At 50.4% G+C, this 14,210-nt stretch carries 13 protein-coding genes; 7 read left to right on the forward strand and 6 right to left on the reverse strand.

The annotated features are described in order from the left end of the window. The first annotated feature begins 84 nt into the window (after positions 1-84). The 4 genes from mnmG to J4E05_RS10225 all read left to right on the forward strand — a co-directional run bounded on the left by mnmG (position 85) and on the right by J4E05_RS10225 (position 4,863). The gene (gene mnmG, locus J4E05_RS10210) at positions 85-1,971 is read left to right on the forward strand and encodes a tRNA uridine-5-carboxymethylaminomethyl(34) synthesis enzyme MnmG (RefSeq protein ID WP_349595070.1); all 1,887 of its coding nucleotides are present in this window, start codon (positions 85-87) and stop codon (positions 1,969-1,971) included. A gap of 206 nt (positions 1,972-2,177) precedes the next feature. After that, the gene (gene rsmG, locus J4E05_RS10215; protein ID WP_349595073.1) at positions 2,178-2,819 is read left to right on the forward strand and encodes a 16S rRNA (guanine(527)-N(7))-methyltransferase RsmG; all 642 of its coding nucleotides are present in this window, start codon (positions 2,178-2,180) and stop codon (positions 2,817-2,819) included. Next, positions 2,816-3,631, forward strand: coding sequence for a ParA family protein (locus J4E05_RS10220; protein ID WP_085587313.1), 816 nt, complete (start codon positions 2,816-2,818; stop codon positions 3,629-3,631). The genes rsmG and J4E05_RS10220 overlap by 4 nt, the downstream gene beginning before the upstream one ends. Next, complete coding sequence (locus J4E05_RS10225; RefSeq protein WP_349595077.1) at positions 3,628-4,863, forward strand: ParB/RepB/Spo0J family partition protein; 1,236 nt, start codon at positions 3,628-3,630, stop codon at positions 4,861-4,863. Before J4E05_RS10220 ends, J4E05_RS10225 begins: the two co-directional genes overlap by 4 nt. Before the next feature lie 450 nt (positions 4,864-5,313). Here J4E05_RS10225 and holA read toward each other — a convergent pair whose 3' ends face one another. The 4 genes from holA to J4E05_RS10245 all read right to left on the reverse strand — a co-directional run bounded on the left by holA (position 5,314) and on the right by J4E05_RS10245 (position 8,194). Continuing rightward, positions 5,314-6,345, reverse strand: coding sequence for a DNA polymerase III subunit delta (gene holA / locus J4E05_RS10230; protein WP_349595080.1), 1,032 nt, complete (start codon positions 6,343-6,345; stop codon positions 5,314-5,316). A gap of 18 nt (positions 6,346-6,363) precedes the next feature. Beyond that, positions 6,364-6,645 carry a hypothetical protein gene (locus J4E05_RS10235; RefSeq protein ID WP_349595083.1) on the reverse strand — a complete coding sequence of 94 codons (282 nt, stop codon included), beginning with the start codon at positions 6,643-6,645 and terminating at the stop codon, positions 6,364-6,366. Positions 6,646-6,877: 232 nt separating this feature from the next. Then, positions 6,878-7,270, reverse strand: a complete 393-nt coding sequence (locus J4E05_RS10240; RefSeq protein WP_349595086.1) for a hypothetical protein — start codon at positions 7,268-7,270, stop codon at positions 6,878-6,880. A 360-nt stretch (positions 7,271-7,630) separates the two neighbouring features. Next, complete coding sequence (locus J4E05_RS10245; RefSeq protein WP_349595089.1) at positions 7,631-8,194, reverse strand: DUF3576 domain-containing protein; 564 nt, start codon at positions 8,192-8,194, stop codon at positions 7,631-7,633. Between the two features lie 247 nt (positions 8,195-8,441). On the opposite strand from J4E05_RS10245, the gene J4E05_RS10250 reads away from it, so the two are divergent. Both J4E05_RS10250 and J4E05_RS10255 read left to right on the forward strand, forming a co-directional pair. Beyond that, positions 8,442-9,452 (forward strand): porin, encoded by a 1,011-nt coding sequence (locus tag J4E05_RS10250; RefSeq protein WP_349595092.1) that lies wholly within the window; start codon positions 8,442-8,444, stop codon positions 9,450-9,452. A gap of 632 nt (positions 9,453-10,084) precedes the next feature. Next, a complete protein-coding gene (locus J4E05_RS10255; RefSeq protein WP_349595095.1) occupies positions 10,085-11,152 on the forward strand; it encodes a porin in 1,068 nt (355 codons plus the stop codon). Between the two features lie 127 nt (positions 11,153-11,279). Here J4E05_RS10255 and J4E05_RS10260 read toward each other — a convergent pair whose 3' ends face one another. Together J4E05_RS10260 and J4E05_RS10265 are read right to left on the reverse strand one after the other, a co-directional pair. Further along, the gene (locus J4E05_RS10260; RefSeq protein WP_349595097.1) at positions 11,280-12,506 is read right to left on the reverse strand and encodes a glycosyltransferase family 9 protein; all 1,227 of its coding nucleotides are present in this window, start codon (positions 12,504-12,506) and stop codon (positions 11,280-11,282) included. 85 nt (positions 12,507-12,591) lie between these two features. Then, positions 12,592-13,134, reverse strand: coding sequence for a thiamine phosphate synthase (locus J4E05_RS10265; RefSeq protein ID WP_349595100.1), 543 nt, complete (start codon positions 13,132-13,134; stop codon positions 12,592-12,594). A 143-nt stretch (positions 13,135-13,277) separates the two neighbouring features. Here J4E05_RS10265 and J4E05_RS10270 point away from each other — a divergent pair, with 143 nt between their 5' ends. Further along, positions 13,278-13,982, forward strand: coding sequence for a YggS family pyridoxal phosphate-dependent enzyme (locus tag J4E05_RS10270; protein WP_349595103.1), 705 nt, complete (start codon positions 13,278-13,280; stop codon positions 13,980-13,982). Positions 13,983-14,210 lie beyond the last annotated feature (228 nt).

Here is a 14,210-nt window from a genome sequence, read left to right on the forward strand (position 1 = left end):
TTAAGTTGACCGTAAAAGCAATCCGGGAAATTCGTCCTGGGGGTTGCATCGCTAGAAACCGCCCGTTGCGGGCATGAGGAACTGATGTCACAGAACCGTTTTGATGTGATTGTGGTCGGTGGTGGCCACGCCGGATGTGAGGCCGCGGCGGCTGCCGCGCGCATGGGGGCGCAAACCGCCCTGATCACACATCGTGCTGACCGTATTGGCGAAATGTCCTGTAACCCGGCGATTGGCGGGTTGGGCAAGGGCCATATGGTGCGCGAGGTCGATGCGCTTGATGGTATAATGGGCCGTGCCATTGACCGTGCCGGTATTCAGTTTCGGATGCTTAATCGCTCCAAGGGGCCAGCTGTACGGGGTCCGCGTGCGCAGGCCGACCGTAAGCTGTATCGCAATGCTGTACAGGATATTCTGGCCGAGCAGGAAAACCTGACGGTTATTGAAGCTGCGGTTGAAGACTTGGTTATTGATGAAAATAACCGGGTCGGTGGCGTTATAACCGGCGAGGGAGCGCAGTATCTGGCCGGGGCGGTTGTATTGACGACCGGAACGTTTTTACGCGGCATTATTCATATTGGCGAAGAAACCATGGCGGCGGGCCGTATGGGCGATGCCCCGTCTATGGGGTTGTCCGATACGCTGGCCAAATACGAATTTGCTTTGGGTCGCCTAAAAACCGGAACACCGGCCCGTCTGGATGGCCGCACGATTGAGTGGCAGCGGTTAATTGAACAGCCTGGCGACAACCCGCCAGAGCCGTTTTCATTCTTGAATGACACGATCACGGTGCCGCAGATTTCGTGTTATATGACGCATACCACCGAAGAAACGCACAAGATCATTCGCGATAATCTTCATCGTGCGCCCATGTATAGCGGCCAGATCAGCAGCAGCGGCCCGCGCTATTGCCCGTCGATCGAGGATAAGGTAGTTCGATTTGCCGATAAATCCGAGCACCAGATTTTCCTTGAACCCGAAGGGCTGGATGATCCGACGGTGTATCCCAACGGGATTTCAACATCGCTGCCAAAGGATGTTCAGCTGGCATTGTTGGCCAGTATCCCCGGGTTGGAAAAGGTCGAAATTTTCCGCCCCGGTTATGCGGTGGAATATGATTTTGTCGACCCGCGCGAGTTACGCCATACCCTTGAAACCAAGAAAGTTGCCGGGTTGTTTTTCGCCGGGCAAATCAACGGTACCACGGGCTATGAAGAGGCCGCAGGGCAGGGATTGATCGCCGGGGTCAATGCGGCCCTGGTGGCGGATGGCGGTGAGCAGCAATTTGTTCTCGATCGGGCGGATGCTTATATCGGTGTGATGATTGACGATCTGGTGACCCAGGGCACGCGCGAACCTTATCGGATGTTTACCTCCCGTGCAGAATATCGTTTGATGTTGCGGGCCGATAACGCCGACCAGCGATTGACCGGAATGGGTATGGCTATTGGCTGTGTTGCGTCGGTCCGTCAAAATGCCTGGACGGACAAACGCGATGCCTTGGCATCGGCCAAGCAGCGGATTGGCGATTTGGCTGAAACCCCTAATCAGCTGGTCAAACACGGGATCAGGGTTAATCAGGATGGTGTGCGCCGTAGTGCCTTTGACCTGCTGGCATACCCGGATATTTCCTATGATCAGCTTGCCAACGTTTGGCCGGAGCTTCGTGATGTTGCTCCGGCGATCCGCGAGCAGCTTGCCATCGATGCACAGTATAAAGGTTATCTTGATCGTCAGGCTGCGGATGTGGCGGCATTTCGTCGCGACGAAGAACTGCGCCTGCCGCGCAATCTGGATTATGACCGGGTTGGTGGATTGTCGACCGAGATCAGGTTGAAGCTTCAGCAGATCATGCCAGAAACCATCGGCGCTGCATCACGCATTCCGGGAGTCACCCCGGCGGCGGTGACCGCTTTGTTAGGGCATATTCGGTCGCATCGTCATCAGGCGATTAATCAAAAATCTGCTTGATCGTGTAGACGGCCGTTGGAGTAGGGAGGTTTCTCTATCTATCAACTGTTATTGAAAACGATTTTAGGTATAAATTTTGGCTGCCAATGTTTCACGTGAAACATTGGCAGCTTTTTTTTCAAAAAAATTTGGAAATAAGTGCATTAAACCGATGTTTGGCAAAAACAACGCTGGCGTGGTGATCAATCCGGTTTTATAAGAAATTTATGCAAGCAAACACAGAATCTGTCAAAAAATGGTTTGAGACTGAACTTCATGTTTCACGTGAAACACTGTCTCGCCTGGAGCATTATGCCGATCTGGTCGTGAAGTGGCAGCCGAGTATTAACATTGTAGGCGCCAGCACGGCCGAAGACGTTTGGGCACGTCATTTACAGGACTCGGCACAAATTTGGCCGCATCTTGCCGATATTGCCCAAAAACCCGATACAAAAATTGTTGATTTTGGCTCCGGTGCCGGATTTCCGGGGGTGGTTTTGTCCATTTTGGGTGCAAACCATGTGACCATGATGGAAAGCGTTACCAAAAAAACGGTCTTTTTGACCGAGGCCTGCCGGGTTTGTGGATGCCTGGATAAGACTCGTGTCGCTCGGGAGCGGATCGAAGCCGCAAATCCCGAAAATGCCGATATTATTACCGCCCGGGCTTTTGCGCCTTTGCCCAAATTATTGGAAATGGGTCAGCGCCATTTAAAGCCAGGCGGAAAATATGTGCTGCTAAAAGGACGTGCCTTTGAAAGTGAACTGGCCGATGCGCGGGACGCCGGATGGCGTTTTTCTGTAACAACCTTTCCGGGGCTTGTTGATCCGGAGGGCGTGGTGATGATTCTTGAGGGAGTAGAGCGATGACAGATGTGATTGACTTGCCCGTAAATACGGGCGGTAGACGCCCTCGTATTATCGCCATTGCCAACCAGAAAGGCGGGGTGGGTAAAACAACGACTACCATCAATCTGGCAACGGCGCTGGCGGCTGTCGATCAGCGTGTTTTGATTGTTGATCTTGACCCGCAGGGCAACGCCAGCACCGGTTTGGGCTTACGACCGTCGGAACGCGATATCAGTTCTTATGATGTGCTGATCAATGGGGCCAGCTTAATGGAAGCCCGTCGACCGACAGCGATTCCGCGCCTGAATATTGTGCCGTCCGGCATGGATTTGTCCGGCGCCGAGATTGAATTGGTCGATTTTGAACGCCGGGAAATGCAGCTTAAGGAATCGTTGTCGCGTTTACCGCAAGACGTTGATTATGTATTGATCGATTGTCCGCCATCTTTGGGATTGTTGACGCTTAATGCGCTGGTGGCATCTGATGCCGTTTTGGTGCCGTTGCAGTGCGAATTTTTTGCGCTGGAAGGGATCAGCCATCTGGTGCGGACCATCAAACGGGTGAAAAAGGCCTTTAATCCCAAGCTGGAAATTCAGGGCATCGTGTTGACCATGTATGACAAGCGCAATAATTTGTCGGCTCAGGTCGCCAATGACGTGCGGGATTATTTTGGTGATGTGGTTTATAAAACCGTCATTCCACGGAATGTGCGGGTTTCCGAAGCCCCCAGCCATGGGGCACCAGTTCTTGTTTATGACATTAAATGCCCCGGTTCAAAGGCGTATCTGAATTTGGCAAGTGAAGTCCTGAAACGCGAAGGAGTGAAGGCATGAGTGAAGCAAAAAAACGCGGTTTGGGACGAGGGCTTTCGGCGTTATTGGGCGAAGAAGACGAGGAAGTTGGCGCGGCGGTAAGTGGTGGTAATACTGCGGGTTCGTCCGAAGTGGCACATCCGGGCCCTGGCGGGACGACGCAGCTGGTCGCGATTAGTGACCTGGCACCATCACCATTCCAGCCACGCAGTAATTTCGATGACGAGGCCATTGATGATCTGGCGGCGTCGATCCGGCAAAAAGGGATTATTCAGCCAATTCTGGTGCGGGCATCGTCGACTGGCGCAACAGTTTACGAAATTATCGCGGGTGAACGGCGTTGGCGTGCGGCTCAACGGGCGCAGTTACACGAAGTACCGGTCCTGGTACGGGAATTTGACGACCGCGAAACGGCAGAAATTGCCCTGATTGAAAACCTGCAACGGCAGGATTTGTCGGCTCTGGAAGAGGCCGAAGGTTATAACCGGTTAATGGCGGAATTTTCGCATACCCAGGAAGCCCTGGGGCAGGCACTGGGTAAAAGTCGCAGCCACATTGCCAATAGCTTGCGGCTTTTGTCTTTGCCGTCGCCGATTAAACAGATGTTATCTGACAAGGTATTAAGCGCAGGGCATGCACGGGCATTACTAGGTGCAGATAATGCTGTAGAGTTGGCAACCCAGATTGTTAAAAAAGGTTTGAATGTTCGTCAGACCGAAAAGCTGGTTAAGACCGATGGTGGCAAGGCATCGCGACCCAAGCGGGAAAAAGGTGCGTCCGGCCCGCAAAAGGATCCGGATACTGTGTCGCTGGAACGAGACCTCAGCAATATGCTGGGACTGGCGGTTAGCATTGATTTTGACGGAGCGGGTGGCCGTTTGACCGTACGTTATGACACGCTTGAACAACTTGATGATATTCTTCAGCGGTTAACGCATGGGCGCGCTGATAGTATGACGGCAGAGGACGGTACTAACATGTCTGACGCCTCGGATGCTGGCGAAAATGAATTTGACTCGATGTTCATGGACGACTCGGCTGATATCGACGAAAATAACCATGCGGACGAAGATATTACAAAGGAACTGGAGTCGATCGCTGACACGTCGGGCATCATGCTTGATTTAAGCAAGGACGAGGATGACAGCGATCGTCAAACAGCACCGGAAGCAGATGCTCCGATGTCTCGTGAAGAAGTTGACGATGACGTTTTAGCTGATGTTATTGCAGAAGAGGTTAACGAGCGTCGATAATTGCAACGACAAAACGTTAAATGCTGCACTGCAACAAGGTCGGTTTTTCTTTGAAAACCGGCCTTATTTCTTTTTGAGATTGCTTTTGACGAGACCAAATTTGTTGTTCAAATCTGGCTGCTTTTGACCAACCGGTAGCATTGTTAATTTTCGCTATATCCTGATCCGGATAGATACCGACTCGTTGGACTCCAAGCCGTGAGGCCCAGGCAAAGCAAACGTCGACCGGGTAAGATATGGTCTTGTGTATCGTCTGGAGTAGTTTTTAAGAAGTTGTCATTACGTATGATGAAAAGGGGCGTACGCACGAAAATGCGATAGCGTGTCGCTAGGATGCAGTTGCGTTCCCTGGGATGAAATTACGAAAAGCTGATGATTGTACGTATATAGTGACCAACCGGGGCGTTTGAAGGATGCACGTTAGCCCGGTGTACAACTGTGAAACCGTGATCAGCGACGGCCCTGTTTTTGCCGGGCAACGGTAACCTTGATCATGGCCCGATGCGCAAGGGTTTCGGGCACTGCCAAGCCGCTTTTACAGTCTTTTTCAGCTTCAAGAAATATTTGCAAGGCCCGCTGAATATGCGGTAGCGGCCAATAGGATAAATTGGCGCGAAATTGGTCCGCAGCTTTGAAAAACAGGGGCGGCCGTAAGGATTTCATCGCCTGTTCAACAGATGTACCCTGGGCAACCTGACCCTTCACCAAATGTAATTTCTGAAAATAACCGATCATCATGCGCAGGGCGCCAACGGGGTTAAGGCCTTCCTCGACCAGTCGGGTGAGGGCAAGATCAAGATTGGCGACATTTCCAGCAGAAACAGATTGAAGCACGTCATCATAATGGTGGGCAGAACTATCGCCGATACAGGCCATGGCATCAGCCAGGGTTACCTGCTGCTGATTTAAGGCATAAAGGGCAAGTTTTTGTAGCTCGTTGCGGGAAATCATGCGGTCGCTGCCAAGATTGGCAATCAGATAACGCATTGCATCCCGTTCAACCTGAAGATGATGCTCGTCCATCACAGATTTGATCAGGCCTTCCAGGTCCCGGCCCGAGTCGGCATAACAGGGCAGGGCCATGCCGTTAGAGGCTTTTTCAACGGCCTGCCGCAACTTTGAGCGGGAAGGCAGGCTTCCTGCTTCACAAACAATCAAGGCGTCGCCAGCGGGGTGTTGCAGAAAGTCCGAGACGACGGCTGCGTGGGCATCACCGATATCACGGAGTCGTACGACGCGTCTGCCGCCACCAAAACTTATGGCTGCTGCTTCATCGCGTAATCGCCCACCGTCTTCTTTTAAATGCGAAGGGCCAAGTTCGACGACCCGAAAGGGGTCTTTCAGGTCATCGACAACGGTTTTCGCCAGTGTGGCACCCCGCTCGCGCACAAGGCCTTCATCCTCCCCATAAATCAGGATGAACTGTGCCTTGGCATCGGGGGAACGTAAAAACGACTCGACCTGGGTTGCTTTGAGTTTCATAAAATTACGGAACTGAATTTATTCAGCATTGTTGACGCCAATTACAACCTGATTTGAAATTTGCCGTGCCAGATTACGTGCCGCATCTTCGCGGGCGGTTGCTTCGGCTTCCAGGCTGGCAAAATCAGATTGAACAAGGTTAAAGCTGGTTCGTGCGCGCAATGTGCCGCTACGTATAATTTTGGTGTCGGAAATCCGGATCAGTTTGTAATTTCCGGACAGAATATAGTCGGAAATGGTGGCTTCATTTGCTTTGGTGAAGCCAAGATCGTTTGTGGTTTCGTTTAAGTCGACGACCAATTCATATTCCGCATTTACCGGAGCACCTTTTGGCGTAAGGTTTTCCAGCAGGACGCTTCTGGTTAATTGTCCGACACGGTTTTCGATTAAATCGATTTTTATCCTGGATAAGACATCCGAAGTTGTTTCATTGGCCTGATTTTGTGCATAAAGCGGGTGAAATCCGCATGCACCCAGAGATGGTACTGCCAGACAAAGAAATAATGACATGATAGGACGCAGTAACATCGTTTCAGGACTCCGATTGGTCAGGCTTTTCGACTAATCCATAGCGATACAATAATTCATGCCCGATGTAAGGGCAAAACAAACGCATCAGGTATAGAAACTGCAATTGATCTGGTTCGTTGCAATTATCAGGTGCTTTTTTCAAACCCTGAAACATGGCGCGCATGTCGGCAATCGCGATGTTGTATCGAGCCTGGCTGATTTCACGAACAATATTAGCAGACCTTGCCGTAACAAGGTCTGCTTCATTCGAGCTGATATGGTGAGAATTGTCGACTTTAGTCTGACAGAAAAATTGCCAAACCTGGCGTAACCAGCGCCATTGGCTGACCAGATCTTCAAGTTCAAGGCGGCGCGGACGGTGCAACGGTACGTCTGATAATACGGCCAGGGTCACAATGTCGATTCCCACCTCGTCTATCAGGGTTGGGATATCGGTTATGCCATCGTGCAAAATGATCGGGCCGACAATATTATCCTGACGATGATGCGATGGCGGTTTGCCCGCAAGGTCAAGGCTATTCGTTGCTGATAATAAACAGGGTATTTGAACCAGATTGTTCTGGATGTGAAAGCCAAGGTTTTCACGAAAGTTTCTTGAAGTGTCGCTTTTACGATCACTTCCGGCGGTTAAGGCTGCCGGTGTTTCATGCTTTTTCTCGGACAAAAACAATCCCCATCGGCGATTAAGCGAATGGGGATTGTATGTTGGTGAGGTATACCGGGTGTCTGCACCAGTTAAGCACATTGGTACTATTTACTGATTGCTGGCGCTATCGATACGCAACTGGCGGGCGCGTGTTAAAATCGAATCTTCCATTGCAGTCACGGTTTTCGGATCAACAACGGCATCTGCCCATTCATTGCCACCGGCGCGAACCTGGCGGAAGATGGCAACCTTGACCGCATCTGAACGCAAGGCAACACCCAGAATATATCCGGTAATCTTGAACCGTTCATTTGGCGTTTCAGCCGGGCTGTACCAGTCGGTAATGATGACGCCACCAAAAGGATCAGCAGAGTTCAGCGGCATGAAAGACAGCGTATCGAGCGTAGCACGCCACAAAAAGCTGTTTACACCGATACCTGTACCGCCTTGCTGTTTTTTACTGTCACTGCCAAAAATGTTCAGGCCTTCATCACCAAACACACCTCCCTGTTTTTTCATATCGGCGCGCGTGGCCGACCGGCCCAGGATGCGTTCGTTGCCAGGTGCTGAACCGGGGTAATTGTCATAGTCTGACTGCGATGCGCCACTGCAAGCAGCAAGCGCTGAAACTAGGGTGCAAGCGGCAATCAATTTTAATTTGGAAACAGTCACTTTGTGCGGCCTTCTGATCAGTCAATGGCAATGCTGAGCGCACTATAAGCAGCAATTGCGAGGAGGGCAAAGAAAACAAGTGTGTCCTTTTTGCCACGGGTCCCCAAAAATGTTACATTGTCGCCACAGTTTGGTTGACGGGGGGGCAAAATGCTGGCTCCATAGCGTCGAACCGGGCGACACCATAATTGTCGTTCACACTTCAAATAACCGCTTAAGCGGGTTGAAGAAGACGTTGAGGGAAAAGATGAAAAAGATTCTTATTGCTACCAGCGCACTCGTTGCTGTTGCAGTTGCAGGCCAGGCACAGGCCTCTGAAAAAATTAAACTGTCGGTTGGCGGTTATATGGAACAGTGGGCAGGCATTGCCTCCCAGGACGATGCATTTGACAACAAAAATGCTTTCCAGTCCGACACCGAAATCCACTTCAAAGGTTCGACCACCCTTGATAACGGTATTGAAGTTGGTGCAGCAATCGAACTCGAAGGCGAAAGCTCTTCTTCGATGGTTGACGAACAGTACCTGTACATCAACGGTTCTTTCGGCCAGATCAAACTGGGCCAGGAAGACGGCGCAGCTGCTGACATGGGTATCACTGCACCGGCAGTTGGCCCGGTTGGCGTAAACGACGGCGATTTGACCAACTGGGTCTCCTCGAATCTTGCTGACACTGTTTGGGATGGCGGCGACTACAAGCGCGTCACCTACTACACCCCGGTTCTCGGTGGTTTCCGTGCTGGTATTTCTTATGCTGACTCTTCGGCATCTGAAAATGCTGACACCACCACTGGTGGTAATGAAGTTGTTTCTGCTGGTCTTGAATATAACGGCGACTTCGATGGTTTCTCACTCGGCCTGTCGGCTGTTGGTGAACACCAGGGTGAAGGCGAATGGTTTAGCCTTGGTACCAACCTTGGCTTTGGTAACTTCACCGTTGGCGCTTCTTATGGCCAGAAAGACAAAGAATTTGGCTTCACCGAAGACGGAACCCCGAATGGTGATGATACCACCGGTTTTGACATCGGCGTAGCTTACGCAATGGACGCAGCTTCCGTTTCGTTGTCTTATGCTCACGGCGAAAGCACCGATGGCACCGATGGCAACGATGTTGACACTGTTGACCTCGGCTTGGCATATGCTCTCGGCGCCGGTGTTGATTGGAAGACCTCGATCTTCTGGTTCAACAGCGATAGTAACACTGCAGCTAACGAAAATGATGGCTACGGTGCAGTTACCGGTATTAAATTGTCCTTCTAATCCTCCGATTAGTTGAACGAATTGAGAAGGGAGCGTTTTCGCTCCCTTCTTTTTTTGTAATTTAATTATAGTTCGTCAGTATCGATATTGATCGACAACATCGTCTTTCGTTATTTGGTGCGCGAAATCTGTTAGTGTTTGAGGTGCTCTCAACCTCGTTAGGATCTGAAATCTGTGTTGCCATTTTGTGATGGCAAGGGTTACAGCGAGGCTTGTTTCCAGCACTATTTAATTTTTGGCGCATGCGTAGCTTCTATGTTGGCAGGTGCTTAGGGCTTCATATGTTGAGTAGCCGCTAAATCTGCGCCAGAGCACTTTTCTCCAATAGCTAATCTTAATCTGGCTTACGGATCCAAAATTAAATGTGACAACAAAATGACCATTGGTCATTAAATTGGCATAGTTGTATTTCGTGAGCGGTGGCAACAAGGCGAATTCTTGTTGCATAAGGACGGAATAGGTTCATGAGGAGACATGACTGTGATTTTTTTATCACGCATCCGGCAAAAAGATCACGTCGATAGCTCCTTTCAATTGACCGACGGTCATTTGTTGGATTAATTAGTCTTCAGCAAACAGAAAAATGTTCTGCTAACCAACGCCAACAGCGTTTGTTTTCAATGAGGGAAAAGATGAAAAAGATTCTTGTTGCGACCACGGCACTTGTCGCCGTTTCCGGTTTCGCCGTATCTGCCAGCGCATCCGAAAAAATTAAACTTTCGGTTGGTGGTTACATGGAACAGTGGGCCGGTATCACCTCGCAGGATGATGCATTTGATAACAAAAATGCTTTTCAGTCCGATACCGAAATTCACTTCAAAGGTTCGACCACTCTTGATAACGGCATCGAAGTTGGCGCTGTGGTAGAACTCGAAGGCGAAACCTCTGGCGACCAGATTGACGAACAGTACCTGTATGTCAATGGTTCATTCGGTCAGATCAAATTGGGTGAAGATGACGGCGCAGCTGACGACATGGGCATCACTGCACCGGCAGTTGGCCCGGTTGGCGTCAACGATGGCGATTTGACCAACTGGGTTGACGCTTATCTGCCTGATACCGTTCCGAGCGACGGCGATGATCCCAAAATCACCTATTTCACCCCGGTTATGGGTGGCTTCCGCGCCGGTGTTTCCTACACCGATAGCGACAAGTCGAAAAATGCTGGTGGTACGGGTGGTAACCTTGGTCAGACCACGACCGAAGGCCTGCCGGTTGTTTCTGCCGGTTTGACCTTTGATCATGATTTTGACGGTGTTGCACTTGGCCTGTCCGCTGTTGGCGAACACAAAGGTCAGGGTAACTGGTATGGTCTTGGTGCGAATGTTGGCTTTGGCAACTTCACCGTTGGCGGTTCCTGGGGCCACATCGAAGACGATTACGGTGTAAATGATCGCCAGACCGCTGGTGATGAAACCGACACCTATGACATCGGCGTTGCTTACGCAATGGATGCAGCCAAGGTTTCCTTGACCTATGCATACTCCGATTATGGTAACCGTTCGACCTCAGCTATGAGCAATGGCATTTCTCCGAGCAATACCGGCGAAATCAGCACGGTTGACCTTGGTCTTGCTTATCAGCTCGGCGCTGGCGTTGCATGGAAATCATCGATCTTCTGGTTTGATGACGACAATAACAATTCTGCAGCTGACAATGACGGCTACGGTGCTGTTACTGGTCTGCGTCTCGACTTCTAATCAAGTTGACGATCAGCAATCGCGAGAAAGAGGGTGCCTTTGGCGCCCTCTTTTTTTTTGAACGATATTATCAGCTATGCGACGTGGGCCGAGTGGCTATCCATAAAAAATGATTTTTAACAACAGATCAGCTATGGCAGCGGGCAGCGATATCTGCGGTAAGGGATATTTTAAACCGTTCATATGTTGCTACGAGGTGGCTGACACATGGTACGGGTTGAACAGTTGAAAGACGCTGGACAAGCGCCGGATCACGACGGGATGGCAAGGCAACAAGCTTTTCACGCGATGTTTTAAGGCTGCCCATGCAGCCGATTTCGCCGTTTTCGGTCGCATGCAGTTTGGCAAGCCCACAAGGGGTCGAGCAATAGTCACCGTGATAATCACTTTGCCATGCTGTAATATTGGTAAATCTGCCATGCAGCACCGTCGGTGATGCCGAGGTATAAACGCCGATTCCCGGAATACCATAAAGTTTGGTGATATGGGCCGGGCCGCTGTCAGCAACAATAACGTAATCGCACGTGCCAATGAACGACATAAGATCGGCAATTGTTTTAAAGCCGTCGATCAGGTTTATCGTTGTCGGGAGCGGTCCAATGGCGGACTTATACGCGTCCTTGACGCCCTGATAGGCATTAAGGACAACCGAGATATCGCTGGCCTGATCGGTAATTGCCGATATCGTTTTCGCGACAAATTGCGGCGGCAGCGTGCGAAGCGGTGAGGAAGCCATTGGTAAAATGCCGATTCGCAACTTTTCAGTTGTTGGTCGTGCCGGCACTGGTTCAGGCACAGGCGGTATTGCAAATTCGCGACATAGTACACCTTCACAATCAACCGGTGCCGTTGCGATATCTTTCCAGCCTGCCATTTCAGACAAATCAATCAGCATATCAAACCGTTTAAGCTGATTGGCGGAAATGAAAAGCTGAAAGATTTCAATATTCGTCAAGCTGGCGAAGATGTCGCTGGCGCTGCCGGTATTTAGCAAACCTATTTTGCAAGTCGGATAGGTTACCTGAAAAGCGCGTAAAAACATCGTCATACCAACACAATCGCCCAGGGCATCGGCCGGTATTAAAAATAATATGCGTTTGCGGTTAAAAGGATGTTGCCAGTGATCACGCGGCAGCACATCCAGATGAATGGTGTCTGAGACAATTTTAACCGATGCAGCCTTAGGCAGGATTTGCTGGCGCAAAAGGGATGACACCCGGGTTAAATAACTGGCACTGCCATCGGATTTTTGGCGGATATTGGCTGCAACATTGGGCAGGCCAAATTCGAAGGGCTGCTTCGTCTTGAAACGGGTAAAACGGGCGCGAGACAAATGCAGGGATGTGGATGCCAAAGTAACGATCCTTGGAACGGCAGAAATCGGGAAAACCGGCGGATATTAATGTTCGGCTATGGTCTATATCACAGCCAAAGCCAATTTAGGTGGCAAAGCCAATTCCGGCAATGCCGGAAATGGGGGCGGATTTAAGTTGCAGCAAATGTTTATAATTAATGCCGCCCAATGCGTAGGGTGCAATCCCGGCCCGATAGGCAAGGCAGGCAAGTTGGTTAAATACCTGGTGTGATAAATGTTTGGCCCCTGGATGGCTTTGGGTGGCAAAGGCCGGTGAAATAATTACAGCATCAATATTATCGGCAAAGACCCGTAACCAATTAAGCTGTGACAGACCATGAACTGATGCACTGACCATAAGGCCACATGATTGTGCGGTTTGAAGCGCATGGCGGAGGTGTGATTGTGCACGGTCGGGTAAATGCAGGCCATGTGCGGCAATGCGAGTTGCGAGCGCTATATCCGCCGATACAAAAAACAGATGGCCATATTTACGGCATGCCTGTCGAACCTGCCATGCAAGTTTATCGCGATCAGGATGGTTATAATGCCGGTAAATAACCATGCTGCGTAAAGGAAGCCTGGCAAGCGCAGGTATGGGATCGGCAAGGCGATGATCGTCGGTCATGAGTATGACAGCAGGCAGGGACCGAAGGAGAGGGGGGCTATCGGCGTTACGTAAATTGAGTTGCCGGGCAAGTTTTGCTAGGTTGGGCTCCATTGCGTTGTAACGTCCTTCTTTGGGCACTTAACCAGGATATCTCGCATATCATGAGCGATCATAGCGTTTCATCTGGCGATGTCGATATCGCTGCCAATCTTGCCCGTATTCAGGAAAATATCGATCAGGCTGCGACTGTTGTTGGGCGTGATAGCCGTGAGGTTACCCTAGTTTGTGTAAGTAAAACCCATGAGGCGGACCATGTGCGCGGGGCGCTTGAAGCCGGGCGCCGGATATTTGGCGAAAACCGCGTGCAGGAAGCCGCTGAAAAATGGCCGTTATTGAAGCAGGATTACCAGGATGTTGAGCTACATCTGATTGGCCCGCTTCAAAGCAATAAGGCGCGCGAGGCAATCGCGTTGTTTGATGTCATTGAAACCCTGGACAGGCCCAAGCTGGCAAAAACATTTGCCCGTTTGCGTGATGAAACCGGCCACTGCCCCGACCTTTATATTCAGATCAATATTGGTTGCGAACCGCAAAAAGCTGGCATCGCCCCGGAAGATGCGGATGATTTTATTCGCGAATGTATTGAAGATTTAAAATTGCCGGTGACAGGCCTGATGTGCATTCCCCCTGTTGATGAAGAACCTGCGCCATATTTTACCTTGTTGGGCAAAATTGCCGACCGTCATGGTTTAAAAGTTCGGAGCATGGGGATGAGTGGCGATTACGAGAGCGCAATTCGTCTTGGAGCGACTCATATCCGGGTTGGAACGGCAATTTTTGGGCATCGCGCCTATAATATCGATTAAAATGGCTGGTTTTTGGGAAAAAACGATAAAAACCCGTGATTCGGGCGTTAAATCTATCAGGAATCGTTCGTATTTCATGCTTTTTGTAAAAGCGCCCAAGGTTGAAATGTTCTATTGGGTGACATGATGGAATCATGGCCAAGATCTAAAGACGCTGTTGCGATTATTTTGTGATGACGTTTTTCATTTGTCAGAACACGGCAACAAAAACAGGATAACAATGCACCA

Source organism: Thalassospira sp. NFXS8, assembly GCF_040148805.1.
GTDB lineage: Bacteria > Pseudomonadota > Alphaproteobacteria > Rhodospirillales > Thalassospiraceae > Thalassospira.

Excerpts from the sequence above, each read along its gene's own strand:
- J4E05_RS10220 (WP_085587313.1), top strand. The coding sequence starts at position 2,816 with ATGACAGATGTGATTGACTTGCCCGTAAATACGGGCGGTAGACGCCCT.
- rsmG (WP_349595073.1), top strand. The coding sequence starts at position 2,178 with ATGCAAGCAAACACAGAATCTGTCAAAAAATGGTTTGAGACTGAACTT.
- J4E05_RS10255 (WP_349595095.1), top strand. The coding sequence starts at position 10,085 with ATGAAAAAGATTCTTGTTGCGACCACGGCACTTGTCGCCGTTTCCGGT.
- J4E05_RS10270 (WP_349595103.1), top strand. The coding sequence starts at position 13,278 with ATGAGCGATCATAGCGTTTCATCTGGCGATGTCGATATCGCTGCCAAT.
- holA (WP_349595080.1), bottom strand. The coding sequence starts at position 6,345 with ATGAAACTCAAAGCAACCCAGGTCGAGTCGTTTTTACGTTCCCCCGAT.
- J4E05_RS10225 (WP_349595077.1), top strand. The coding sequence starts at position 3,628 with ATGAGTGAAGCAAAAAAACGCGGTTTGGGACGAGGGCTTTCGGCGTTA.
- J4E05_RS10265 (WP_349595100.1), bottom strand. The coding sequence starts at position 13,134 with ATGACCGACGATCATCGCCTTGCCGATCCCATACCTGCGCTTGCCAGG.
- mnmG (WP_349595070.1), top strand. The coding sequence starts at position 85 with ATGTCACAGAACCGTTTTGATGTGATTGTGGTCGGTGGTGGCCACGCC.
- J4E05_RS10250 (WP_349595092.1), top strand. The coding sequence starts at position 8,442 with ATGAAAAAGATTCTTATTGCTACCAGCGCACTCGTTGCTGTTGCAGTT.